The sequence below is a fragment of the Kribbella sp. NPDC004138 genome, assembly GCF_053603655.1.
The window spans coordinates 72290-97097 of the sequence record NZ_JBSGFZ010000012.1 but is presented as its reverse complement, the minus strand read 5'-3'; the positions used below and the strand labels follow the sequence as shown (position 1 = coordinate 97097).

Below are 24808 nucleotides of genomic sequence, written 5' to 3'. Positions count from 1 at the left end.
CCTCCACGCCAGGATCCAGACCCGCGGTCCGGTCCAGGCGGGGCGGTCCATCAGCCCGCGTCCCGGCGGGTCCAGCGGAACAGGCGCTGGGCGAGGAACAGGCCGACGAGCAGCCAGGCGGTGAGGACCATCGCGCCGGTGCCGAGCTGCCAGGACCCGCCCGGCTCGTTCACCTGGTACCCGTCGGGCAGGAACACCGACCGCATGCCCTGCGCGAGCCACTTCAGCGGGAAGAACTCCGACACCGTCCGCATCCAGGCGGGCAGGCTGCTGTAGACGAAGTACACGCCGGAGATGAACTGCAGCAGCAGGACGACCGGCGTGACCACCGCGGACGCCGCCCGGCCGGACTTCGGGACGACCGAGAACGCGATGCCGAGCACCGAGCCGGACGCGGTGCCGAGCACGAAGATCCAGAAGAAGTTCAGCCACTTCTCCGGCGACGTCGGGACGGCGACGCCGAGCAGCAGGCCGGCGATCGTCAGCAGCAGCGCGAACTGCAGGACCGAGGTGACCAGGACCATGCCGATCTTGCCGATGAAGTACGACTGCGGCGACATCGGCGTACCGCGCAGCCGCTTGAGGACGTCCTGGTCGCGCTCGATCGCGATCGCGATGGCCAGTGACTGGAAGCTGGTCAGGAAGATGCCGGAGGCAATCATCCCGGGGGTGAAGTAGGTCGCGGCGGTGACGCCGCCGGAGAAGTCGGTGCCGCTGAACACGGCGGAGAAGATGCCGAGGAAGATGATCGGGAAGAAGAACGTGAAGATCAGCTGCTCGCGCTCGCGGAAGAACTCCTTCACCTCGATCGCGGTGCGGGACAGTCCGACCTTCAGCGGCGACGGCAGTACGGTGCTCACGTCGGGGCTCACGCGAGAGCTCCTTCCGGTTCCGGGGCGGCGCTCGCCACTCCGATGAGTTCCAGGTAGATGTCTTCCAGGCTCGGCCGCCGGACCTGCAGCTCCGGCACTTCCGAGCCGCCGTACTCGGCCATCAGCCGGGCGACCTCGGCGGTCGGGCGGTCGGTGCGTATCTCGCGCGGGCCGTCCGGGGTCAGCCAGGAGACGCGCGCGGTGCGGGCGCCGCGGCCGCCGAGCGTGTCCGGCGTCGCGACCTCGACCATCCGGCCGTCGGCGATCACGCCGACCCGGTCGGCCAGGTGCTCGGCCTCGTCGAGGTAGTGGGTGGTGAGCAGGATCGTGGTGCCCTCGGTGCGGAGCTCCTCGATCAGCGTCCAGAACTGACGGCGCGCCTCCGGGTCGAACCCGGTGGTCGGCTCGTCGAGGAAAAGCAGCTCCGGGTTGCCGATCACGCCGAGCGCGACGTCCAGCCGGCGACGCTGCCCGCCGGACAGGTTGCGCACCCGGGTCCTGCGCTTCTCCTCGAGCCCGACCGCGGCGATCACCTCGTCGGGGTCGCGCGGGTTCGGGTAGTAGCCGGCGAAGTGCCTGATCATCTCCGTGACCGACAGCACTGCCTCGTCGCGGGTGGTCTGGGCGACGATCCCGAGCCGCGCCCGCCAGTACCGGTCGCCGTGCGCCGGGTCGGTGCCCAGCACGCTCACCTCGCCCTCGTCGGCCCGGCGATACCCCTCCAGAATCTCCGTGGTCGTCGTCTTGCCGGCCCCGTTCGGCCCGAGCAGGGCGAACACCTCGCCACGGTGGATGTCCAGGTCGACCCCGTCGACCGCCACCTTGTCGGGGTACCTCTTGACCAGACCGCGCACCCGCACTGCGTCGTCGTTCTCCATGCCTCAACCCTCCCGCCCCGGCCCCCTCCCCGGGAGCCCCCGCCCGACGGACCCCTTGTCCCCCGACCGGTGGACACGGAGTCCTTGAGCGCCCACCAACCGTTTTCGCGGCCTCGGAATGGTTGGTGGGTGCTCAAGGAGGAGGTACGGCGGCGCGCCAGGTGGTGACGTGCTCCGGCGGATGCGGTTAGGTTCGGGGAATGGCTCAGACGGTGCGTGGTGTGGTGGCGGCGGGCAAGGGTGCGCCGGTGTCGATCGAACAGATCACGATCCCGGACCCGGGTCCGGGTGAGGCGGTCGTGCAGGTGCAGGCCTGCGGGGTCTGCCACACGGACCTGCACTACCGCGAGGGCGGGATCAACGACGAGTTTCCGTTCCTCCTCGGGCACGAGGCCGCGGGGATCGTGGAGGCGGTCGGCGACGGCGTCACCGACGTGCAGCCGGGCGACTTCGTCGTACTGAACTGGCGGGCGGTCTGCGGCAACTGCCGCGCCTGCCTGCGGGGCCGGCCCTGGTACTGCTTCAACACGCACAACGCGCAGCAGAAGATGACGCTCGCCGATGGCACCGAGCTGAGCCCCGCGCTCGGCATCGGAGCGTTCGCGGAGAAGACCCTGGTAGCGGCCGGGCAGTGCACGAAGGTCGACCCGGCGGCGAAGCCCGAGGTCGCGGGCCTGCTCGGATGCGGCGTGATGGCCGGCCTCGGCGCCGCGCTCAACACCGGCAACGTCGGCCGCGGTGACACCGTCGCCGTGATCGGTTCGGGCGGCGTCGGTACGGCGGCCGTGGTCGGCGCCCGCCTCGCCGGGGCCGCGAAGGTGATCGCGATCGACATCGACGAGCGCAAGCTCGCCACCGCGCAGGAGCTCGGCGCCACGCACGCGGTGAACTCCAAGGGCCTCGACCACGACGGCGTCGTCGCGGCGGTGCAGGAGCTCACCGGCGGCTTCGGCGCCGACGTCGTGATCGACGCGGTCGGCCGGCCCGAGACCTGGAAGCAGGCGTTCTACGCCCGCGACCTGGCCGGCACGGTCGTGCTGGTCGGCGTACCGACGCCCGACATGCGCCTCGAGATGCCGTTGCTGGACTTCTTCGGCCGCGGCGGCTCGCTCAAGTCGAGCTGGTACGGCGACTGCCTGCCGACCCGTGACTTCCCGCTGCTGATCGACCTGCACCTCCAGGGCCGCCTGCCGCTGGACCGCTTCGTCTCCGAGACGATCGCGCTGGACGAGGTCGAGGACGCCTTCGCGAAGATGCATCACGGGGACGTCCTGCGCTCGGTCGTCGTCTTCTAGCGAGCTCGGACCGCCCGGGCGAGGAAGCCGGCCGCGACGATGCCGATCGCGGCCGTCGACGCGATCGACCAACTCGTGGTGCCGAAGGACCGTACCGACAGGAACAGCGTTCCGAACAGCGTGACACCGCCGACCTGGCTGAGTTGCATGGCGGTGGTGAGGATGCCGCTCGCGTCGGCGGCCCGGGCCAACGGCACGTGGACCAGGGATTGGGTGACGAGTGGGCTCGCTGCCAGACCCATGCCTGCGCCCGCCAGGACGAGACCAGGCCACAGAACGGACAAGCTGACGCCGGCATAGCCGAGCGCGCACAACGCGAGGCCGGCGGGAACGACCAGGTGGTGCACTCGGCGCGGGAGGACACGCCAGAAGTAGCCGACCAGGCCGAACGTGACGGCGAACGGCAGCCAGGTGAGACCGGCCTGCTCAGGGGATTCACCGAGTTCGTTCTGCAGGTGGAGGGTGAAGGTGAACAGGAACCCGCCCATCGCCAGCAGCGTGCAGACGAGTGTCACGAGACCTGATGGCAGACCGCGGGCGCGCAGTACGTCGAGGTTCAGCAGCGGGTCGCCGCCGCGGTCCGCAAGCCGCCGTTCGAACGGTACGAAGACCACCGCGACCACCACCCCGGCGGCGCTGCAGCCGAAGGTCCAGAGCGGCCAGCCGACCTCGTGACCGACCACCGCCGGCAGCACCATCAGCAGTACGGCGCAGGTCGACAGTGCCAGGCCGATGACGTCGAGACGGCGCGTCGCGCTTGGCCGGTCCGCCGGCACGGACAGCGGTACGAGCAGTGCGAGGCAGATGCCGACCGGGACGTTCACCAGGAACACCGGGCGCCACCCGGAGCCGAGCAGGTTCGCTCCGACGAGGAGCCCACCGGCGATCAGCCCGGCGACCTGACCGGCGGACAGCGTCACGCCGTACGCCGACAAGGCCTTGGCCCGGGCCGGACCGGTGAAATGCGCCTGGATCAGGCTCATGATCTGCGGCACCATCAGCGCCGCCGAGATCCCTTGCACGAAACGGAACAGCACCAGCGGCAGGATTGCCGGGGCCAGGCCGCAGGCGAGCGACGCGAGGGTGAACAGTATCGCGCCGGTCAGGTACGTCCGGCGGCGACCGTAGAGATCGCCGAGCCGCGCGCCGGTGACCAGCATCATCGCGTACGCGACCAGGTAGCCGCCGACGACCAGTTGCAGCCAAGCGCCGGAGGCATGGAAGCCGGCACCGATGGCCGGCATCGCGACGTTCACGATCGAGGTGTCGAGCAGCGCCATGAACTGGCCGAGGAGCAGGACGGCGAGCATCAGCCCGCGCCGGGTGTCCGGGCCCGCCGGGCGGTCGGTGGTTGTTACAGCGGTCATCAGGTTTCTCCTTTGTCTGCACGGGACGTGGGGCATACCTGGCGGGTCCGCAGGATTCATCGGTGGCCGACCGATGATTTTCGCGAGGTTGCGCAGTACGTACTCCGGCAACCGAACCGTGGGAGGCTGACCTCGATGGACCGTGACGAATTCGACCTGAGGGCCGAGCCGCACCGGCGTGAGTTGCTGGTGCACTGCTACCGCATGCTGGGGTCGATCCAGGACGCGGAAGATCTGGTGCAGGAGACGCTGCTGCGTGCATGGCGCGCCGCTGATTCGTACGACGAGCGGCGCGCCTCGATGCGGACCTGGCTCTACCGGATCGCCACCAACGCGTGCCTGACTGCTCTCAAAGGCAGGGGCCGGCGCGCGCTGCCGTCGGGACTCGTCAGTGCAAGCCACGACGCCCAGGCGGCGATCGATCTGAACACGGACGTGGCCTGGCTGCAGCCCTTTCCGACGGCCGGCGACCCGGCCGCTGCGATCGCCGCCAAGGGGAGTCTGCGGCTCGCCCTCATCGCCGCCATGCAGTACCTACCGGCCCGGCAACGTGCCGTCCTGGTACTGCGGGACGTCCTCGACTGGCCGGTCGCGGACATCGCCGAGGCACTGGAAACCACGACCGCAAGTGTGAACAGCGCGCTTCAGCGGGCCCGCGCCAGGCTGGCCGAGATCGACATCACGGAGGACGACGTCGACGAGCCTGACGACCGGGAGACCAGTTCCGTCATCGACGACTACGTCCGGGCCTTCGAGGCCGCCGACGTCAACGGCCTGACCCGGCTGCTCACCGACCAGGTCGTCCTGGAGATGCCGCCGGCCCCGCTCTGGTACGTCGGGCGTGACGCGTACGGCGAGTTCATGGCCCGCGTGTACGCGATGCGCGGCCCGGCCTGGCGAGTGCTGCCGACCGTGGCCAACCAGCAGCCGGCCGTCGGCGCCTACGTGCGTGGGGACGACGGCCGCTTCCACGCGCACAGCCTGCAGGTGTTCACGGTCACCAAGGCCGGCATCACTCACAACGTCGTGTTCTTCGGCCAGGACCTCTTCGCGTACTTCGACCTGCCCTTACACCTTGAATGAGATCCACAGATCCGGCGGCGTGTCCGGCTTGCCCGGGATCGGCCGAGCCTCCTGCGTCCACACGTCGCTGGAGATCTCGGTCGCGACCCGCTGCCAGAACCTGACCGCCTTCTCGTTGCTGGCTTGGAAGGCGACCTCGCAGGGGCCGGGGTGGTGCGCCAGCACTTCCTGGACCGCCCGCAGTCCGAAGCCGCTGCGACGCACCGGTCGCACCATGAAGAACCCGTTCAGCACATGTACCGGCTGCTGCAGTGCGCGCATGAGGCAGAACCCGACCGGGTTCTCGCCGAGCGAGATGACGTACCCGGCCCACTCCGGATGGCCGGTCAGGGCGTTCTCCAGCCACTCGGTGCGGTAGCTGCCGTCGGGTCGCGGGAGCTGGCCCTGGAACTCGGACATGTCGTGGCGGAACATCAACCACAGCCGCTCCATCACGGGTCGGTCGGAAGGCTCCATACGGCGCACCAGAAGATCGGACATAGGTCTCCTTCGAAAGGGTCGGAAACGCAGAAAAGCCTCCCGCCGGAAGAGTCCGGTACGGAAGGCTTACTGCGCTCAGTTTATCAGTCGCGCGGTGCGGTCTGCCCGGCGACCCAGTTCATGTCCGGGTAGCGGGTGCCGACCGGCGTCAGCTTCGCGAGCGCCTCGACGTCGGCGGCGGACAGTTCCAGTCGCAGCGCCGCGACGTTCTCCTCCAAGTACTTGCGCCGCTTCGTGCCGGGGATCGGCGCCACGTCGTTGCCCTGCGCAAGCACCCAGGCGAGCGCGACCTGGCCGGGCGTCGCGTCGTATCGGCCGGCGACCGCGCGGATCTCCTCGACCAGGGCGAGGTTCGCGTCCAGGTTGTCACCGGAGAAACGCGGCAAGGTACGGCGGAAGTCGTCGGCCGGAAGGTCCGCGGGCAGCGCGCCGGTGAGCATGCCGCGCCCGAGCGGCGAGTACGGCACGATCCCGATGCCGAGCTCGCGGCAGGCCGGCAGCGCCGACTCCTCGATGTCCCGGCTGAACAGCGACCATTCGCTCTGCACGGCGGTGATCGGATGGACGGCGTGCGCCCGCCGGATCGTCTCCGCGGACGCCTCGGACAGGCCGAGGTACCGGACCTTGCCGGCCTCGACGAGCTCCGCCATCGCGCCGACCGTCTCCTCGACCGGTACGCCGGGATCCATCCGGTGCTGGTAGTACAGGTCGACGTGGTCGACGCCCAGCCGCCGCAGCGACGCGTCGATCGCGGACCGGACGTACTCCGGCGACCCGTTCACGCCCCGCACCGCGTCGGTGAGCGGATCTCCGGTGATGCCGAACTTCGTCGCCAGGAACACCTCGTCGCGGCGGTCCGCGATCGTCCGGCCGATCAGCTCCTCGTTGGCGCCGAAGCCGTAGATGTCGGCGGTGTCCAGGAACGTCACACCGAGATCGAGGGCGCGGTGCAGTGCCGCGGCGGACTCGATGTCGTCGGTGGTGCCGTACGCGTAGCTCATCCCCATACAGCCGAGTCCGAGCCGGCTGACCTCGGCGCCTTGGCTACCCAGTTTCATCAGAGTCTTCCCTTCAGATGGCCTTCAGATGGCATGGCTCCGCCGGCCGAGCGTCCGCGACGGTCGGCTGAGCTCAGTGGTCGGTTACGGGGCGGCGGTGCCGCCGTACACGGTGATCTTGTAGTCGGTCACCGCGAGGGCGAGCTGCAGATCACGCAGCTGCCGCTGGATCCGGTCGCGGTGCTCCTGCATCAGGGCGAGCCGCTGGGGTGCGGTGTGTTCGCCCTCGAGCACCAGCTCCAGATAGTGGCTGATCGTGCCGATCGGCATGCCGGAGGCACGCAGCCTGCTGATGAACACGATCCGCGCCATCGCCCGCTCGTCGTAGCTGCGGTAGCCGGCGGCGTCCCGGCGTACGTCGAGCAGACCGATCCGCTCGTAGTACCGCAGGGTGTGCGCGGTGAGGCCGGTGAGCTCGGAGGCCTCCGCGATCGACAGCTGCTCGGGCAGATCCTCCGGCAGCTCGAGCAGGCACAGCAGGTCCCGGTCGATCGGCTCCAGTACCTCGGTCGCGTTCATGTCTACGACCGTATGCCTTCGAGTGCGCTCAAAGGCAAAGGTGACCTACGTCACGCCTTCTGGCACTCCGCGCAGGTGCCGAAGATCTCCAGGGTGTGGCTGATGTCCGCGTACCCGTGCTCGGCTGCGACCTTGTCGGCCCAGCGCTCGACGGCCGGGCCTTCGACCTCGACGGTCCGCCCGCAGTTGCGGCAGACCAGGTGGTGGTGGTGACCCTTCGAGCAGCGCCGGTACGCCGTTTCGCCGTCGGCGGTGCGCAGGACGTCGACCTCGCGGGAGTCCGCGAGCGCCTGCAGGGTGCGGTAGACAGTGGTGAGCCCGACGGCCTCACCGGCGGACCGGAGCTCTTGGTGGATCTCCTGGGCGGTCCGGAAGTCGTCGATCTTGTCGAGCGCGTGCGCGACCGCCGCGCGCTGACGGGTCGAGCGTGTTCCGATAGCCACCGTTCCTCCTGTCATCTCATTACCGCCGTCCAGTCTCTCAGAAGTCAGCAACTCGCTGCCGCAGCAGTGCTGCATCACTGCTGCATCAGTGCTCGTCCCAGTGGTCGCCGTGCGCCGCGTGCAGATGCCCGTCGTGCACATAGTCGACATGGTCGCCGTGCTCGACCTTCTTGTGCCCGCACTCCTGGTTGTGCGCGTGCGGGTGCCCGGCGCTCACCACATGCGGCTCCGGCGTCGGCACGCCGATCTCCGGCTCCTCGTCCGCCAGTGGACGCGCGCGGCCGGCCCGCCGTCGCAGCAGCGTCCCGACCGTCGCCGCGACGACGAACCCGGCCAGCGCCAGCACGACGATGGTCGCGCCGGGCGCGACGTCCGCGTTGTACGACGTGACGATGCCGGCGAGACAGGCCGCCACACCGATCACGCACGCGGTGATGAACGTACTGCGGAACGACCGCGTGATCTGTTGCGCCGTCGCGACCGGAACCACCATCAGTGCACTGACCAGCAGCAGCCCGACGGTGCGCATCGCGACCGTCACAGTAACCGCGGCCATCACAGCGATCACCAGGTTGAGCAGCTGGACCCGGAGCCCCGTCGTACGGGCGAACTCCTCGTCCTGGCAGACCGCGAACAGCTGCGGGCCCAGGCCGATCGCGACGATCAGGACGGCGACGGCCAGGCCGACGACGACATACAGGTCGCTCTGGGAGACGGTGGTGAGTGAACCGAACAGGTAGGTGTTCAGCGTGGCTGCGCCCTGACCTGCGAGTCCGATGAGCAGTACGCCGCCCGCGATGCCGCCGTAGAAGAGAAGCGCGAGCGCCACGTCGCCCGTGGCCTTGCCGCGGGCGCGGACCAGCTCGATGGCGGTCGCTCCGGCGATCGAGACGATGATGGCGGTCAGCACCGGTGCGCTGCCGGTCAGCAGGCCGAGCGCCACGCCCGTGATCGCGATGTGGCCGATGCCGTCACCCATCAGCGACAGCCGCCGCTGCACCAGATACGTCCCGATGGCGGGCGCCGACAGCCCGGTGAGCAGGCCTGCGATCAGGGCCCGCTGCATGAACTCCAGCTGGAACATGGTCATGACGGGAGCCACCCCGGTTCGTCGTCGGTGGTGTGCGAGTGGTGGACGTGGGCGTGCGTCTGCGAGGCGTGCGGCGGGCCGTCGTACACGATGCGGCCGCGGCGCATCACGACCGAGCGGTCGATCAGCGCGTCCATCGGGCCGAGGTCGTGGCTCACCATCACCACGGTCGTGCCGCGCGCCACCCGCTCCCGGATCGCGTCGGCGAAGATCTGCTGGCTGGCCAGGTCCACACCCGCCGTCGGCTCGTCGAGGATCAGCAGCTCCGGGCCGGACACCAGGGCGCGCGCGATCAGCACCCGCTGCTGCTGCCCGCCGGACAGCTCGGCGACCGCGTCCTTGCGCCGGTCGGCCATGTCGACGACCTCCAGCGCCTCCTCGATCGCCTGCTTGCCGGCGGCGCCGAGCGGCGTGAACAGCCGCCGCTTCGACAGCAGGCCGGACGACACCACCTCGTACACCGTCGCGGGCACGCCGCCGGCGGCGGTGATGCGCTGCGGCACGTAGCCGACCCGGCGCCAGTCGCGGAACCGGGGGACCGGCGTCCCGAACAACCGGACCTCGCCGCGGGCCGCGGGAAGCAGCCCGACCACGGTCTTGATCAGCGTGGACTTGCCGGAGCCGTTGGTGCCGAGCACGGCGACCACCTCGCCCTGGCGGACCTGCAGGTCGATGCCCCGAAGCACCAGGCGGCCGCCCAGGTCGACCGAGAGATCGGCGACCTGGACGGCCTTGGCCGGTTCTGCCGGTTCTGCCGGTTCTACTGTCACGAGCAGCCGTTCGCTTTCTGTAGCTCTTGCAGGTTCTCCCGCATCAGGGTCAGGTAGGTTTCCTGGGAGTTGGCGTCCGACAGACCCTCGATCGGGCTCAGCACGGCGGTCTTGACGCCGACGTCCTTGGCGATCGTCTCGGCCACCTTCGGACTGACCAGCTCTTCGTAGAAGATGGTCGTCACGTGCTGGGCCTTCACGATGTCCTGGACCTCCTTGATCCGGGCCGGCGCCGGCTCCGCGTCCGGCGTGAATCCGGCGATCCCGACCATCGTCAGACCGTACCGCTTCGCGAGGTAGGCGAACGCCTCGTGGCTGGTCACGAACGTCTTCAGCCGGCAGCTCGCCAGACCGGTCTTGTAGTCGGTGTCGAGCTTGCCGACCTGGGCGAGCAGGGCCTTGGCGCGCTCGTGGTACCCGGCCGCGTTGGCGCTGTCGACGCTGACCAGCCGGTCCTCGACGGCCTTGACGACCGCGGCGTAGCGCACCGGGTCGAGCCAGAAGTGCGGGTCGAGGGCGTCGTCCTTGTGCGCTGCCGCCTCGGCGCCTTCCCCGTGCTCCTCGAAGTCGGCGCCGGTCGCCTCCAGTTGCGCGGCCGGGGCGACGTCGAAGCCTGCGTCCTTCGCGTTCTGCTCGACGGCCTCGTCGACGGCGGGCTGCAGGTCCTTCTCGAACAGGACCAGCTTCGCCTCGGCGATCTCGCCGACCTGCTTCGGGGTCAGCTCGAGGTCGTGGGGCTCCACACCGGGCGCGGTCAGGGTGGTCACGTGCACCGCGTCGCCCCCCACTGTGCGGGCGATGAACTCGAGCGGGTAGAACGAAGCCACGACGTCGAGCTTGCCGCCACCGGAGTCGTTGGCGGAGCCGCTGCACCCGGCCAGGGTGAGGGCGGCCAGGGCGGTGGCGCCGGCGACAACAGCTCGAAGACCAGATCTCATGACAATCATTTTCATTTAACTGGAACTGATTGTCAAAACAGGGAGTTCAGATTGGCCAGCCGTAACGTCGGGCGACGACGTGCCGACTCCAAGCGCAACCTGCGCCGGGCGCTCGATATTCCGCCGGGGCACGGGCACGGGCACGGTCATGGGCACGGGGATCATGTGGTCGACACGTCGGTGGTGAACTCCGACGCGATCGTCGCCCGCCGGGTCCGGATCGTGGTCGCCGCGGTGCTGGTCCCGCTGCTGCTGGCCGCCGTGGTGGCGATGATCGTGATGTGGCCCGGCGGTGACGTGAAGGTCGCGTCGTACCAGACCGCCACGGCGCGCGGCGAGGTCACCGCGGTCAAGGCCTGCCCGAACGTGAAGGACCAGTGCGACGAGGCGACGGTCGAGCTGACCACCGGAGCCGACAAGGGCGCGGTCATCCCGGTGCAGGTTCCGAAGGCCGGCCAGACGTCCATCCCGGTCAAGGTCGGCCAGACGATCATGCTCGGCGTCCAGGACGCACCGGAGGTCGCCGACCGGTACTCCTATGTCGATCACGACCGGACCAAGCCGCTGTTGTGGCTGGCCGCGATCTTCGCGGTCGCCGTGGTCGCACTCTCGCGCTGGCGCGGTTTCGCGGCGCTGATCGCGCTCGCGGTGACCGCGGTGATGCTGACGCAGTTCATCTTGCCGGCGATCCTGAAGGGCGAGAATGCGCTGCTCGTCGCGGTCGTCGGCGGCACGGTGATCATGGCGATCGCGTTGTTCCTGACGCATGGAATCAATGCGGAGAGTTCGATCGCGTTGTCCGGGACGGTGGCCGCGCTCGGGCTGACCGTGCTGCTCGGCTGGTTCTTCACCAAGTTCTGCCAGCTGAGCGGTCTGGCGTCCGAGGGGGCGTCCGGGGCCAAGGCGCTGGCGCCGGACATCGACCTGACCGGGTTGCTGGTCGCCGGGATGGTGATCGGCGCGCTCGGCGTGCTCGACGACGTGACCGTCACCCAGGCCGCGGCGGTCTGGGAGCTGTCGGCCGCGAACCCGTCCGCGAACCGTCGCGAGCTGGTCAGCGCCGGCCTGCGGATCGGCCGGACCCATGTCGCCTCGGTGGTCAACACGCTCGTCCTCGCGTACGCCGGCGCCGCGCTGCCGATACTGCTGATCTTCGCCATCCAGGACCTTCCCGGCCGGGCGGTGCTGTCCACCGAGTCGGTGGCGATGGAGGTGGTCCGCGGCCTGGTCGGCAGCCTCGGGATCATCGCGGCCGTCCCGCTGACCACCGCCCTCGCCGCGATGGCGGTCGCCGACCGGTCCCGCGACCTGGTGGCCTCGCAGGACTAACCGAAAATCAGCCCTTCCGCCTGAGCCTTCAGGCTCTTACGCTGCTGCTAAGTCACGGAGAGTCCGCCTGCGACTACCTTCAGTGGCTGCACGGGGTGAGGAGTGCTGATGAGGTTTCGTCATCGGGACGGTTCGACCGTCCACCTGGGGTACAGCGCGACCGTGCATCCGGCCGCGGAGCTCGACGAGCTGGTCGCCGGACTCGATGCGTGCGCCGGTGCGGTTCGGAAGGCGCTCGGCGTACCGGTCCTCGGCGTCGGCCTGTGGTTCCCGCACCGGCTCGCCGATCGCCTGGCGAACTCGCCGTCCGCGCTCAGCAAGCTCCGCCGCGCGCTGCACCGGAACCGGCTGGAAGTTGTCACGCTGAACGGCACACCGCACGCCCAGTTCACCGACAAGGTCGTCGGCACCAAGCTCTACTGCCCTGACTGGACCGATCCCGAACGGCTCCGCTACACGCTCGACCTGATCGACGTCCTGGCCGAGTTGCTGCCCGCGGACGCGCCGTACGGATCGATCTCGACCGTGCCGCTCGGCTGGCGGGTGCCGTGGTCGAGGGACCGCAATCGAGCCGCGCGCGAGGCGATCGACCGCGTCGAGCAGCATCTCGCCCGGACCGAGACCAGGACCGGCCGGACGATCCGGATCGCCGTCGAGACCGAGCCGGGCTGTGTCCTCGAGATGATCGGTCAGGCCGCCGCCTGGCTGGACCGCTACGCCAGTCCGTACGGTGGTGGGTCGCGCATCGGGCTGGGGCTCGACACCTGTCATCTCGCGGTGCAGTTCGAGGAGCCGGCGGAGTCGTTCGAGCTGTTGTGGCGTGCGGGCGTGGACGTGGTCAAAGCGCAGCTGTCCCTCGCGCCGACGCTCGTGGACCCGTCGGATGCGTCCGGTCGCTACGCCCTCGGCCAGCTCGGCAGACCGAAGTACCTGCGGCAGGTGCGTGAGTGGGGCGGCCCTGGCGTCGACGACGTGGCGCAGGCCAACGAACTGTCCGGTCACGCGGCCTGGCGGATGCATGCGCACTTGGCGGCCCATGCCGCGCCACCGGATCCGTTGAGCGCGACAACCGGCGTACTGGACGAGTGTCTGACCAGGCTGGTCGGCGGCGGGCATCCCCTCACGCACCACCTGGAGTCGGAGGTGTACGTGTGGCCGCGTGCGCCCAGAACCCAACAGGCGTTGGCGAAACGGATCGCCAAGGAGCTCGAGTGGCTACGTGACCGGCTGACCGCGCTCGGGCTGGACCAGGTCTGAGTAGTCCGGCATCGGGACCGAGCTGAGCGCCTTGCCCACCGAGTTCTGCGACCAGATGAAGCGCTGGACCGATGTGGGGAGCTTCGCCAGCGTGGCGGCTGCGGTCGGCATCAGCCGCAACGCCAGGGGACCGGCCGGAATGATCGTGCGCATCACCTTCGGTGCGAACCGGCGGCTCTGCTCGACGACCGGCCGGATGGTCCGCTCGTAGTTGCGGAGCCCGGACGGCAGATCGCTACGAGCCGCGGCCAGCTCACCCGCCAGGATGTACGCCGCCATGACCGCAAGGCTCGTGCCGCCGCCGACTGCCGGGCCGGGGCAGTAGCCCGCGTCGCCGACCAGGCCGATCCGGCCGCGGTGCCAGGTGTCCAGAGTGATCTGTGCGATCGAATCGAAGTAGAAGTCCTCGGCCGGCACCAGGTGCTCCAGCAATTGAGGCACCTTCCAGCCGTAGTCACGGAACTCCTTGACCAGCAAGGCTTTCTGCTCGTCCTTGTCGCGGTAGTCGTAGCGCAACTCAGGCGCGCGGAACAGGAACCCGGCGCGAACCTGACCGGTCTGGTGCACGCCGTAGATGCCGACCAGCTTGCCGACGGAGAAGTGGGACAGCGTGTGGTTGCCGAGACCGAAGACGTCCGGCATCGAGAACACCGCGAGGTATCCGCCGAGCGGCCGGAGCATCGGCTCCTCCGGACCGAAGGCGAGCCGCCGGACGTTGGAGTGCAGGCCGTCGGCCCCGATCACCAGGTCGAAACGGCGCTGCGTCCCGGACTCGAACGTCACGTCGACACCGGCGCCGTCGTCGTGCGCGGCCGCGATCGAGTCGCCGAACACGTACTCGGCGGTGTCGCGCGTGGCGGCGTACAGGATCCTGGTCAGCTCGCCGCGGAGGATCTCCACGTGCCGGCTCGAGATCCCGGCGTACATCCGGCTGAGGTCGACCTCGACCGGTCGCTTGCCGAACCGCTCGATGGTCATCGCGTCGAGCTGGGTGCGGGCCGCCTCGATCGCGTCCCAGCACCCCATCCGGCGGGTGATGTCGGCGGCGGAGCTGAACAGGTCGACGGCGTGGCCGCCGAGTCCGTGGCGGCCGGCGGGCGTGCGCTCGACCAGTGTCGGCTCGAAGCCGTAGCGGTGCAGCCAGTGGGCCAGCACCGGACCGGCCACGCTGGCACCCGAGATCAGAACCTTCATGACAACCTCCTTACTTATCGGAAGGTAAGTAAACGGGGGCGGGGTTGTCAATGGCTTACTTACCGGAAGGTCAGCTAATCTTCGGGGTATGCCGAGACGACGGACGGGCGACACCCGGGCGCGGATCCAGCAGGCCGCGCTGGAGCTGTTCGCCGAGCGCGGCATGCAGCAGACCAGCCTGCGCGACATCGCCGACCGCCTCGGAGTCACCAAACCCGCGCTGTACTACCACTTCGCGTCCCGCGAGGACCTGCTGAACAGCCTCGTCGAGCCGATGATCGCCGACTTCGAGGCGTACGCCGCGGCGCAACGAGCGGCCGCACCGGTCCCGCCGCGCGAGCTGCTCGGGTCGTACTTCGACCTCGCCCACCAGCACCGCGCGCTGATCCGGCTCGCGATCCGCGACCTGTCGGTGCTGCACGAGCTGAAGCTCGCCGACCGCTTCATCGAATGGCGCGGGACGCTCGCCGAGCTCCTGGTCGGCGCGAGTCCGTCGCTGTCGGACGCGGTCCGGTGCATGGTCGCGCTCGGCGGGCTGTCCGACTGCGCGGTGATGATCGACCACGAGCCGGTCGCCGAGCTCCGCGACGCCGCCGTCGAGGCGGCGTACGACAGCCTCGGGCGGCCGTGATCAGCCGGTCGCGATCCGCGAGACCGCGAACAGCAGGATCACGAGGATCGAGAAGATCCGCAGGAACCGCGGTCCGTTCGTCACCGCCGGCCACGACAGGAACGCCAGCCACCCCAGCAGCAACGCCAGCAACACCAACGCAGGCACCCCCACCGGCACCGGAGCGAACACTCCGACCAGCGCCAGCACCAACGTGATCCCCGGCAACGTCAACTTGGGCGCGGCGTGCAGCTTCGCGACGTACGGATAACTGATCTTCGTGATCCGCTGCCGCAACGGACTGCTGGGGGTGCTCATGACGCCATTGTTCCAGGTCGCGGAACCACTACGGGTGCAGCCGGTAGAACCGCCAGAACGGGTGGTCGATCGGCAGCACGTCGACCGATCCGAACCCGGCCTTCCCGGCCAGCTGACGCAATCCGTCCGGGCGCAGCATCGTGCCGACGACCTCGGAGTCCTCGTCGACCCTGCCCTGTGGCGTGCACCAGATGACGCTGGCCGCGGCCAGGAACCGCTGCACCTCGTCGCCGGGCGCGGCCAGCACCTCGTCGGCCCGCTCGTCCATGACGATCACCGAACCGCCTTCTGCGAGGGCCTCGCGGGCGGCGGTCAGCGCGTCGACCGGGTGTGCGAAGTCGTGCAGGCACTCGAAGAACGTCACCACGTCGTACCGCGTCCCATCCGCGGCGACCCGGGTGATGTCGCGGACCTCGAAGTCGACGCGGTCGGCGACGCCTTGCTCCGCGGCGTTCCGGCGGGCCCGGGTGATCGAGTCCTCGTCGTTGTCGTAGCCGTCGACCCGGACCGCCGGGTACGCCTTCGCGAGCTCGATCGCCGACCAGCCGGCGCCGGTGCCCAGATCCGCGACCCGCGCGCCGCGGGACAGGACGTCGTGCAGTCCGGGAACCGCCGGGATCCACTCGGCGACGAGCGAGTTGACGTAGGCCGGCCGGTTGAGGGCCTCCTGGGCGATGACCGCCTCCTGGCCGTACGCCGCGTACGGGACGCCGGCGCCGCTGCGGAACGCGTCCACCAGTTGCGGGAACGCGCGCCCGACGGCGGGGAGGATCGCGGCGAGACCGGCGGCGAAGAAGGGGTTCGCGGGGTCGAGCAGCGTCTCGCGGATCCCCGGCGCCAGGTCGTACCGATCCGTCGCGACGTCGGTGCCGTCGATCGTGAGCAGGCCGCTGATCGCCTGTGACTGCAGCCATTCGACGACGTACCGGTGGCCGAGACCGGTCCGGCCGGCGACCTCGGCGGCGGTGGCCGGACCGCTCTCGCCGATCGCCCGGTAGAGCCCGTGGACGTCGCCGAGGTAGATCGTGAAGAGCTCGGCGGCGCCCAGCGCCGCACCGAACATCCGCCCCATCAAGGCTTCCGCGGCAGCGAGGTCGGTCGTGGTGTCGGTAGTGGTGGTCATGTCGATCCCTCCTGAGGTAGGTACTGCCTTCACCACCTCAGGCGCCAGGTGCGGACTGGCAATGCCAGGTGACCTCGTCCTCGGGTTCGTACACGCACTGACGGCCGGTGCGGATCGAGACGCGCAGGTGCCGCCCGAGCGCCGGATGGACCTCGTCGATCGCCTTGATCGCGGCCGTGATGCGCATCGAGACCGCCTTCCGGCTCCGCTCGACCGGGTCACCCGCGGTCCGGGCCCGTCCGCCGAGTCCCAGCGCGCCGGCCAGCTCACGGGTCAGGAAGTCCCGCTCCGCCCGGTCGTTCTCGGCGCGGGCCAGATCGTTGCCCGCTTCCGCCTCGGCCAGATCGTCCTCCAGTTCGAGCAGCCGTTCGCGGTACGCCGTCCGCGCCCGGTCGTCGAGCACCGGGCCGAGGTCGCCGCCGGCCACCCGTCCGGGTCCGGACAGGTCGAGCACACTGACCGGAGTACGCGGCCGGGCCAGCAGGATCGCCAGGTCGCGAACTCCCTTGGAGTCCGGCACATGTGCGGTCACTCCGCGCCAGGTCGCGTCCCAGGTCGCGCCGAGCCGGCAGAGTTCGCCGGCGTCGACAGCCCGGTGGACCCGACCACCGCCCAGCTCTGCCAGCGCCTTCTCGGTCTCGGCGGTCAGCGTTCCGGCGTCCACCGCCCGGTGCGCCTCGAGCGCGGACTCGAGCAGCCGGCGCGCCTCCGGGCGTCCCAGCTGAGCCGCCAGCCGGCCGAGGAACAGCGAGACGGTCCCGAGACACGCGCCGCCGATCCCGTCGATCACCCACAGATCCGCGTACGGCGCCAGCGCGGCGTACGCGAGTGCCGATGCCTCGTCGTCGCCGACGAGCCGCGCGGCTTCACCGAAGAACGCGATCGACTCCAGCCATTCGGCGTCCTTGACGATCGCGTCCAGACCGTCGCGGACGCGATGCCGGACGATGCCGCGGCCGCGGTCGAGCACGCCGGCCTGGATCGAATAGAAGGCGTACGGGCCGTCTGCCATCGGGTTTCCGCCGTACGGCGTCATCACCTCCTCGAGGTACGCGCGCAGCGACGGCATCGTCCCGGTCGCGCACGCGTGGGCGGACCGCAGCGCGAACACCATCAGGCGGGCGTTCACACTGTCCGCCTCCTCGGCGAGCCGGGACGCCTGGTCGATGCATGCAGTCGTTTCGTCCAGGCGGCCGGTCATCAGTGCGCGCATGCCCTGCCAGATCGGCACCAGCCAGCCGTGCAGGGGCAGGCCGAGTGGTCGCACGGTGTGCGCGTATGCCGCGATCTGCCCGTCTGCCTCCGCGAACCGGCCTTGTTCGAGCAGAGCCACGACCAGTTGCCGGCGGGCGAGCAGCACGAGGGCCACATCGCCGATCGCGGACGCGGTCGCCAGCATGCGTTCGGCGGCCGCGATCCGTTCGGCCACGTGATCGGGACCCGCGTGCACGTCGTACCACGCCGCCAGTGCGGCGACCTCGGCGCGCGGATCGCCTGCTTCCCGGGCCAGCGCCACAGCTTGTTCCGCCAGGTGCCGCGGCCGGTCGCCGTGATCGGTGAGGGTCTGCCCGAGGGCGAGCCGGGCGACGGCCGCGGCCTTGAGAGCGGCGTCGGGCAGCTCGGGCACCACCTGTTCGAGCAACTGGGCCTGTTCGATGTCGGTCAGGTCGACCTCGAACCCGCCGACGCCGCCGCCCATCGCCAGCACCGCCCTGGCGACTGTCTCCGCCTGACCGGCGGCCGCGGCCTCGCGCGCGACACCGCGCAGGGTTTCCCGTCCGCTGGTGAGTTCGCCGGCCAGCACCTGGGCCTCGCCGAGTTCGAGGCGTACCGCCGGATCGATGTCGCCCGCCCAGCGGTAGAAGTGCGCCGCTTGTTCGTAGCCCGAACGGCGCATCGCGGCCCGGGCGGCGATGAGCGCGAACTCCCGCGACAGATCGCCGGCCTCAGGGTGACCGACCGCGGCACGGTAGTGCGCGGCGACCCTTCCGGCATTGGCCTCGAGCAGGTCCGCGCTGCAGCAGGTATCCACCAGCGGCAGGCCGCGGGTCACGTTGTGCACCCCGGTCGGGCAACAGCGTCCCGTGAGTTCCTGGGCGGCCCGCAGATGCAGATCCGACCGCCGTACGGCACCGAGACCGGAGTAGACGACCTCGCGGACGAGAGAGTGTGCGAAACGGAACCGATCGCCTTCGATCTCGGCCAACCGAGCGGCCACCGCGTCACCGAGAACGCCCAGGACGTCGGTCGTCGGCAACTGCTCGACGGCCGCCAGCACGTCGAGTTCCACCTCCTCACCGAGGACCGAGGCCGTCGCGAGAACGTCGTACGCCGGTTGGTTGAGGCGGGCGAGGCGCCGTTCGAGTACCTGGCGGACGCCGGTCGGGGTTTCCGTGGACGTCGTACCGCGGGCCGCATGCAGCCGGGCGAGTTCCTGGACGAAGAACGGATTGCCTCCGGTCCGCGCATGGACGTCGGCGGCGTACCCGGGATCCACGCCGGCACCGATCACCCGCTCCACCAGTTGAGCGGTCGCGGCCCGGTCCAGCCCGGCCAGAGGCAAGCGGACGAACGCGGGCGGCATCGCCCGCAAGGTCTCCGCGGCGCGCTCGGGGACGTCGACCGCGTTGTCACGGCTGCTGATCAGGAGCAGGCAGTGGAGTTCGGGAACGAGTCCGGTCACGAAACGCAGCAACGTCAGCGTCGGGCCGTCGGCCAGATGGACGTCCTCCAGGATGACCATCGCGGGCCGCTCGGCGGTCGCCGCGGCGAGCTGATCGGCAATCTCCACGAAGACAGTGGCCCGGCCGGTGGCCGCCGACTCGGGCAGCGCGGTGCTCAGTCCAAGTGCCCGGAACGCCTGCCGCCACGGCCAGTACGGCAGGGTCTCCGTCTCGGGGCACCGGCCCCAGGCGACGGCGTACCCGCGATCGCGCACGGTGTCCGCGAAGGCCGATGCCGTGGCCGACTTCCCGATCCCGGCGTCGCCGATCAGGAGCGCACCCTGGCCGCGGCCGCGGTCGACCTCGTCGAGGAGGCCGGCGAGGACGCCGAGTTCCCCGGCCCGGCCGACCACACGCTCATCCATACCGCCACTGTGCGCCGGAGCCCGCCACCGGGGGAAGTGACGATCGCTTACCGTAAGGTGATCCGGGTGTTCGTGGTGATCAGGTTCCGGGTGGGTGAGGCCGAGCAGGCCGCGTTCGGCGAGCGCTTGCAGGCGGCCGTGGACGTGCTGGCCCTGCAGAAGGGGTTCGTCGCGGCCCGCACGGGGCGCAACGTCGACGACCCGGAGCTGCTCGCGCTGACGCTCGAGTTCGAGAACATCGGGAGTTACCGGCGCGCGCTGTCGCCGTACGACGTGAAGGTGGCCGCGGTGCCGCTGTTGTCGGAGGCTCTCGACGAGCCGACGGCGTACGAGGATCTGCCGGGCTGACGCGGATTCGATCCGCGACGCCCGGGACCGATAGCCTGGACCCTTCCGTAGATTCGCCAGTACCCGTTCTGTGCCCGCTCTGGAGTCGAAAAGTGCCCGTGGAAACCGTCGATGCCGTCGTCAGCCTCAGCAAGCGCAGGGGCTTCGTCTATCCGTGCGGCGAGATCTACGGCGGTACCAAGTCGGCCTGGGACTACGGGCCGCTCGGTGTCGAGCTGAAGAACAACGTGCGCACCCAGTGGTGGCGGACGATGGTGACCGGCCGCGACGACATCGTCGGCCTGGACTCCTCGGTGATCCTGCCGACCCAGGTCTGGGAGGCCTCCGGCCACCTGGCCGAGTTCGTCGACCCGCTGACCGAGTGCCAGTCCTGCCACAAGCGGTTCCGCGACGACCACCTGCGCGAGGACTTCGCCCGCCGCAAGAACAAGGATCCCGAAGCGGTCGAGCTGGCCGAGATCGCCTGCCCGAACTGCGGTAACAAGGGCACCTTCACCGAGCCGCGGATGTTCAACGGGCTGCTCAAGACCTACCTCGGCCCGGTCGAGTCCGAGGAGGGCCTGCACTACCTCCGCCCGGAGACCGCGCAGGGCATCTTCATCAACTTCGCGAACGTGATGGGCACCGCGCGGAAGAAGCCGCCGTTCGGGATCGCCCAGGTCGGCAAGAGCTTCCGCAACGAGATCACCCCGGGCAACTTCATCTTCCGGACCCGCGAGTTCGAGCAGATGGAGATGGAGTTCTTCGTCGAGCCCGGCTCCGACGAGGACTGGCACGAGTACTGGCTGAAGGCGCGCTGGGACTGGTACACCGGCCTCGGTCTGAACCCGGACAACATGCGGTTCTACGAGCACCCGAAGGAGAAGCTGAGCCACTACTCCAAGCGCACCGTCGACATCGAGTACCGGTTCAACTTCGGCGGCAAGGAGTTCGACGAGCTCGAGGGCATCGCGAACCGCACCGACTTCGACCTGACCACGCACTCCAAGCACTCCGGCGCCGACCTGTCGTACTTCGACCAGGAGAAGGGCGAGCGCTGGACGCCGTACGTGATCGAGCCCGCGGCCGGCCTGACCCGCAACGTGCTCGCGTTCCTGCTCGACGCGTACACCGAGGACGAGGCGCCGAACGCCAAGGGCGGCGTCGACAAGCGGACGGTCCTGCGGTTCGACCCGCGGCTCGCGCCGGTCAAGGCCGCCGTGCTGCCGCTGTCCCGCAACGCCGACCTCTCGCCGAAGGCGCGCGACCTGGCCGCCGAGCTGCGGCAGAACTGGAACGTCGACTTCGACGACGCCGGCGCGATCGGCCGCCGCTACCGCCGCCAGGACGAGATCGGTACGCCGTACTGCATCACCGTCGACTTCGACACCCTCGAAGACCACGCAGTGACGATCCGCGAGCGGGACTCGATGAAGCAGGAGCGGGTCGCCCTCACCGAGGTCACCGGCTACCTCGCCCAGCACCTGGTGGGTTGCTGACGATGAAGCCGATTCGGGATCTGGCCGTCTTCGGACTGGTCGCCGTGGCGCTGCTCGCGCTGGTGTCCTGCTCGGACACCAAGCCCGAGGCGGGGACGTCGCCGACGGCGCCCGCCACGAGCGCGCCGCCGTCGAGCGCGCCGATCCCGACCGCGTCGACACCGACGCTGACCGCGCTGCCGACACCGACGAAGCCCTGGCCGACGCCGAAGGTCACCGGGGAACCGGAGTCCGACGCGCCGCTCGCCGAGCGGATCACGTTCGCGATCGCGAAGCAGGCCCAGGTCACGGCCGGCAAGGCCGCCGCGACGACCGTGAAGTGCCCCGGCATCGACACGGTCGAGACCGCCGGCAAGCACGAGCTGACCTGCACGGTGACGTACGCCGGGAAGCCCTACACCGGCACGCTGACGGTCGACGCCAAGCAGTACTCGGCGTCGTACAAGTTCACCTCGCAGTCGGTCGCGATCGTTCGCGCCAAGGTCGTGGACGCCGTGCTGCGGACCGTCACGGACGCCGCGAAGGTGACCTGCACGATGGACGATGTTGCCGTCGTCAAGCATTCCGGCGAGCCGATCGCGTGCGACGTGACGACCACCGCCAACGCCGTACAGCCTTACAAAGCACAGGTTTCCGGCGACGGACAGGTGCTGGTGGCGAAGGCCTGACATGCTGCACCTGGGAAATCTGACGATCGAGACGCCGGTGGTGCTGGCGCCGATGGCCGGCATCACGAATGCGGCGTACCGGCGGCTGTGCGCCGAGCAGGGCGCCGGGCTGTACGTGTGCGAGATGATCACGTCCCGCGGCATCGTCGAGGGCGACCAGAAGTCGCTCGACATGCTGACGTTCGACGCGCGCGAGACCGTGCGGTCGGTGCAGCTGTACGGCGTCGACCCGACGTACATCGGGCGTGCGGTGCAGATCCTCTGCGACTCGTACGGCGTCGCGCACATCGACCTGAACTTCGGCTGCCCGGTCCCGAAGGTGACCCGCAAGGGCGGCGGCGCCGCGCTGCCGTGGAAGCGGAACCTGCTCGGCGCGATCCTGCGCTCGGCCGTGCACGCCGCCACGCCGTACGGCGTGCCGGTCACGATGAAGACCCGGATCGGGATCGACCTCGACCACCAGACCTACCTGGACGCGGGGCGGATCGCTGCGGACTCGGGTGCGGCGGCGATCGGGCTCCACGGTCGTACGGCGTCACAGGCGTACTCGGGGCAGGCGGACTGGTCCACGATCGCCGCGCTGGTCGAGCACGTCGACATCCCGGTGCTCGGCAACGGCGACATCTGGGAAGCCGGCGACGCCCTGCGGATGGTTGCCGACACGGGCTGCGCGGGCGTCATCGTCGGACGCGGCTGCCTCGGCCGGCCGTGGCTGTTCCGCGATCTCGCGGTCGCGTTCTCCGGTGGTGAGGCGCTCAACCTGCCGACGCTCGGCGAGGTCGCGGACGTGATGCGCCGGCACGGCGAACTGCTCGCGGAGCTGATGGGGGAGCAGCGCGGCCTGCGCGACTTCCGCAAGCACGTCCCGTGGTACCTGAAGGGCTTCCCGGCCGGCGGCGAACTCCGCGCCGCGCTCGGCATGGTCGATTCACTCGCCCGGCTGGACGAGTTGCTGGAGGAACTCGACCGCAACGTCCCGTTCCCGGTCGCCGAACTCGGCGCCCCCCGCGGCCGCCAAGGCAGCCCCCGCGACCACATCGTCCTCCCACAAGGCTGGCTCGACGACACCGACGGCCTGACAGCCGACCTCGCCGACGCAGAAATCGGCGTCTCCGGCGGCTGATCCCTCCCGGACGGACAGCCGCGAAAGGACACCGCTTCGCGGCGACTGTTCTGTTGGCCGCCTTCGGCGGCGCAGCGCAACCTGACCGCGTCGGCGAAGTTGACCGGTGCTCAGCCCTGCCGCCTGGGTGATTTGGATGTGCGAAACGGGTGCAGCCGTCCCGGCCCCAGACGGCGAGGTCGGCGGGCGGTGAGGCTCGCCGTCTGGATACATGGTGGATGTGCTTGCACGAGATCAGGTGTGGTCGATTGAAGAGTGTGGTCCCGGCCCGCTACCCGTCCCGTCTGCAAAAGAATCTGCTGGGTAGGTGTCGGATCTCGGGTTCGGCATTCGTTGGATGGACAAAGAGCGCACCGGCTTAACCGAGGAGGGCATCATGACCGCGACCTACACCTTCGACATCTTCTGCACGCTCGACGGGTTCGGTTCGTACGACGAGAACGGGGACTGGGGCGGCTACTGGGGCAAGGCCGGGCCGGAGTTTCTCGAGCGGCGGCTGGACTCGTACAACTCGGAGCAGCGGCTGGTCCTCGGTGCCAACACGTTCCGCGTGTTCCGGGAGATTCTCGGCTCGAGTGACGCGCCGAAGGTCGACGACCCGGTGAACAACCGGATGATGGCGATGCCGTCGACGGTCGTCTCGACCACGCTCGACGGCCCGCTGGACTGGGCGAACGCGACCCTCGCCCACGGCGACGCGGTCGACGTCGTCGCCCGGCTGAAGAAGGAGTCCGACCTGCCGCTGCGCTCGCACGGCAGCCTCGCGATGAACCGCGCGCTGATGGCCGCCGGCCTCGTCGACCGCGTCCAGGTCACGATCTTCCCGGTCATCTCCGGCCGCACCGGCTCGGACCCGATCTTCGGCGGAGCCGCCGACTTCGACCTCGAACTGCTCGAGTCCCGAATCCTCGACGGCAACACCCAGGAGCTCGTCTACCGCCCGACCCTCCACACCTGATCCAGGTCGTCGACGGAACTCACCCGTACGGCGCCCTCGTCGTCCCCCGGCGGCTCGAACCCGGCCAGGTGCTCCTCGAGTACGTCGACCCCGACGTCCCGCCGCCGCGGATCGACAAGGTTCCCGGCCCGCCGCCGCCGTACGGTCGCGTCGTCGACATCGACGTACAGCAAGGTGAATCCGGCACCGGCATCCGCCGCCAGCGACCGCCACCCGTCCCGCAGGAACCGCGGCGAACTGGTGTCGTCGACGACCACCGACGAACCCGCGCTCAGCAGCCCGAGAACCTCGTCCGACGCCAGTTCGTGGGTCCGAATCCATTCCTCGACCGGAATGCCGTCACCGCCCCACAGCCCGCGCCGCTCGTTGATCTCGTCGAGGCTGACGATCCGCGCCCCCAGTCGCGGCGCCAGCACGCGCGCCACCGTGCTCTTCCCGGAGAACGACTTCCCACACAGCAGAACGAGCCTCACACCGAACACCCAACCACCCATCCCCGCGAACCGGCGACAAGTGATGGT

Annotated in this window: 25 protein-coding genes; 10 read left to right on the top strand and 15 right to left on the bottom strand. The window is 69.8% G+C overall.

Annotated features, from left to right (window positions below):
* Positions 1–50: 50 nt before the first annotated feature.
* Both ACWEOO_RS18620 and ACWEOO_RS18615 read right to left on the bottom strand, forming a co-directional pair.
* Positions 51–872 carry an ABC transporter permease gene (locus ACWEOO_RS18620; protein WP_452144034.1) on the bottom strand — a complete coding sequence of 274 codons (822 nt, stop codon included), beginning with the start codon at positions 870–872 and terminating at the stop codon, positions 51–53.
* Positions 869–1750 (bottom strand): ABC transporter ATP-binding protein, encoded by an 882-nt coding sequence (locus tag ACWEOO_RS18615; RefSeq protein ID WP_452144033.1) that lies wholly within the window; start codon positions 1748–1750, stop codon positions 869–871. The genes ACWEOO_RS18620 and ACWEOO_RS18615 overlap by 4 nt, the downstream gene beginning before the upstream one ends.
* Before the next feature lie 200 nt (positions 1751–1950).
* On the opposite strand from ACWEOO_RS18615, the gene ACWEOO_RS18610 reads away from it, so the two are divergent.
* Positions 1951–3045, top strand: a complete 1095-nt coding sequence (locus tag ACWEOO_RS18610; protein ID WP_452144032.1) for an S-(hydroxymethyl)mycothiol dehydrogenase — start codon at positions 1951–1953, stop codon at positions 3043–3045.
* On the opposite strand, the gene ACWEOO_RS18605 is transcribed toward ACWEOO_RS18610, so the two are convergent.
* Positions 3042–4412, bottom strand: a complete 1371-nt coding sequence (locus ACWEOO_RS18605) for an MFS transporter (protein WP_452144031.1) — start codon at positions 4410–4412, stop codon at positions 3042–3044. The two genes, ACWEOO_RS18610 and ACWEOO_RS18605, sit on opposite strands and share 4 nt — an antisense overlap.
* Before the next feature lie 135 nt (positions 4413–4547).
* Here ACWEOO_RS18605 and ACWEOO_RS18600 point away from each other — a divergent pair, with 135 nt between their 5' ends.
* Entirely contained in the window at positions 4548–5495 is a 948-nt protein-coding gene (locus tag ACWEOO_RS18600) for a sigma-70 family RNA polymerase sigma factor (RefSeq protein ID WP_452144030.1), read from the top strand.
* Here ACWEOO_RS18600 and ACWEOO_RS18595 read toward each other — a convergent pair.
* The 7 genes from ACWEOO_RS18595 to ACWEOO_RS18565 form a co-directional block, all read right to left on the bottom strand.
* Positions 5481–5975: a GNAT family N-acetyltransferase gene (locus ACWEOO_RS18595; protein WP_452144029.1), complete on the bottom strand. Its 495-nt coding sequence runs from the start codon at positions 5973–5975 to the stop codon at positions 5481–5483. The two genes, ACWEOO_RS18600 and ACWEOO_RS18595, sit on opposite strands and share 15 nt — an antisense overlap.
* Before the next feature lie 83 nt (positions 5976–6058).
* Positions 6059–7033 (bottom strand): aldo/keto reductase, encoded by a 975-nt coding sequence (locus ACWEOO_RS18590; RefSeq protein WP_452144028.1) that lies wholly within the window; start codon positions 7031–7033, stop codon positions 6059–6061.
* A gap of 84 nt (positions 7034–7117) precedes the next feature.
* Positions 7118–7552 carry a MerR family transcriptional regulator gene (locus tag ACWEOO_RS18585; protein ID WP_452144027.1) on the bottom strand — a complete coding sequence of 145 codons (435 nt, stop codon included), beginning with the start codon at positions 7550–7552 and terminating at the stop codon, positions 7118–7120.
* 50 nt (positions 7553–7602) lie between these two features.
* On the bottom strand, positions 7603–7995 hold the full coding sequence (locus ACWEOO_RS18580) for a Fur family transcriptional regulator (protein ID WP_359932284.1): 393 nt from the start codon (positions 7993–7995) through the stop codon (positions 7603–7605).
* 85 nt (positions 7996–8080) lie between these two features.
* Positions 8081–9085, bottom strand: coding sequence for a metal ABC transporter permease (locus ACWEOO_RS18575; protein WP_452144026.1), 1005 nt, complete (start codon positions 9083–9085; stop codon positions 8081–8083).
* On the bottom strand, positions 9082–9855 hold the full coding sequence (locus ACWEOO_RS18570) for a metal ABC transporter ATP-binding protein (protein ID WP_452144025.1): 774 nt from the start codon (positions 9853–9855) through the stop codon (positions 9082–9084). The genes ACWEOO_RS18575 and ACWEOO_RS18570 overlap by 4 nt, the downstream gene beginning before the upstream one ends.
* Entirely contained in the window at positions 9852–10793 is a 942-nt protein-coding gene (locus tag ACWEOO_RS18565; protein WP_452144024.1) for a metal ABC transporter substrate-binding protein, read from the bottom strand. Before ACWEOO_RS18565 ends, ACWEOO_RS18570 begins: the two co-directional genes overlap by 4 nt.
* Before the next feature lie 51 nt (positions 10794–10844).
* Between ACWEOO_RS18565 and ACWEOO_RS18560 the strand changes: the two genes are divergently transcribed.
* Positions 10845–12122, top strand: a complete 1278-nt coding sequence (locus ACWEOO_RS18560; RefSeq protein WP_359932296.1) for a YibE/F family protein — start codon at positions 10845–10847, stop codon at positions 12120–12122.
* A gap of 108 nt (positions 12123–12230) precedes the next feature.
* Positions 12231–13379, top strand: coding sequence for a metabolite traffic protein EboE (gene eboE, locus ACWEOO_RS18555; protein WP_452144023.1), 1149 nt, complete (start codon positions 12231–12233; stop codon positions 13377–13379).
* Here the strand turns inward: eboE and ACWEOO_RS18550 are convergent.
* Positions 13338–14573: an FAD-dependent monooxygenase gene (locus ACWEOO_RS18550; RefSeq protein ID WP_452144022.1), complete on the bottom strand. Its 1236-nt coding sequence runs from the start codon at positions 14571–14573 to the stop codon at positions 13338–13340. The two genes, eboE and ACWEOO_RS18550, sit on opposite strands and share 42 nt — an antisense overlap.
* A gap of 88 nt (positions 14574–14661) precedes the next feature.
* Here ACWEOO_RS18550 and ACWEOO_RS18545 point away from each other — a divergent pair, with 88 nt between their 5' ends.
* Complete coding sequence (locus ACWEOO_RS18545; RefSeq protein ID WP_452144021.1) at positions 14662–15204, top strand: TetR/AcrR family transcriptional regulator; 543 nt, start codon at positions 14662–14664, stop codon at positions 15202–15204.
* Here the strand turns inward: ACWEOO_RS18545 and ACWEOO_RS18540 are convergent, their stop codons facing one another.
* The 3 genes from ACWEOO_RS18540 to ACWEOO_RS18530 are packed head-to-tail and all read right to left on the bottom strand — an operon-like array spanning position 15205 to position 19712.
* The gene (locus ACWEOO_RS18540; protein ID WP_355688907.1) at positions 15205–15501 is read right to left on the bottom strand and encodes a DUF6703 family protein; all 297 of its coding nucleotides are present in this window, start codon (positions 15499–15501) and stop codon (positions 15205–15207) included.
* 28 nt (positions 15502–15529) lie between these two features.
* Positions 15530–16624: a class I SAM-dependent methyltransferase gene (locus tag ACWEOO_RS18535; protein WP_452144020.1), complete on the bottom strand. Its 1095-nt coding sequence runs from the start codon at positions 16622–16624 to the stop codon at positions 15530–15532.
* A 37-nt stretch (positions 16625–16661) separates the two neighbouring features.
* Complete coding sequence (locus ACWEOO_RS18530; RefSeq protein WP_452144019.1) at positions 16662–19712, bottom strand: ATP-binding protein; 3051 nt, start codon at positions 19710–19712, stop codon at positions 16662–16664.
* A gap of 66 nt (positions 19713–19778) precedes the next feature.
* Between ACWEOO_RS18530 and ACWEOO_RS18525 the strand changes: the two genes are divergently transcribed.
* The 5 genes from ACWEOO_RS18525 to ACWEOO_RS18505 all read left to right on the top strand — a co-directional run bounded on the left by ACWEOO_RS18525 (position 19779) and on the right by ACWEOO_RS18505 (position 24287).
* Positions 19779–20060: an antibiotic biosynthesis monooxygenase family protein gene (locus ACWEOO_RS18525; RefSeq protein ID WP_452144018.1), complete on the top strand. Its 282-nt coding sequence runs from the start codon at positions 19779–19781 to the stop codon at positions 20058–20060.
* A gap of 92 nt (positions 20061–20152) precedes the next feature.
* Entirely contained in the window at positions 20153–21538 is a 1386-nt protein-coding gene (locus ACWEOO_RS18520; RefSeq protein ID WP_359932311.1) for a glycine--tRNA ligase, read from the top strand.
* Positions 21539–21540: 2 nt separating this feature from the next.
* Positions 21541–22206, top strand: coding sequence for a hypothetical protein (locus tag ACWEOO_RS18515; protein ID WP_452144017.1), 666 nt, complete (start codon positions 21541–21543; stop codon positions 22204–22206).
* 1 nt (position 22207) lies between these two features.
* Positions 22208–23329 (top strand): tRNA dihydrouridine synthase DusB, encoded by a 1122-nt coding sequence (dusB, locus tag ACWEOO_RS18510; protein WP_452144016.1) that lies wholly within the window; start codon positions 22208–22210, stop codon positions 23327–23329.
* A 376-nt stretch (positions 23330–23705) separates the two neighbouring features.
* Positions 23706–24287, top strand: coding sequence for a dihydrofolate reductase family protein (locus ACWEOO_RS18505; RefSeq protein ID WP_452144015.1), 582 nt, complete (start codon positions 23706–23708; stop codon positions 24285–24287).
* On the opposite strand, the gene ACWEOO_RS18500 is transcribed toward ACWEOO_RS18505, so the two are convergent.
* Positions 24263–24760, bottom strand: a complete 498-nt coding sequence (locus ACWEOO_RS18500; protein ID WP_452144014.1) for an AAA family ATPase — start codon at positions 24758–24760, stop codon at positions 24263–24265. The two genes, ACWEOO_RS18505 and ACWEOO_RS18500, sit on opposite strands and share 25 nt — an antisense overlap.
* Positions 24761–24808 lie beyond the last annotated feature (48 nt).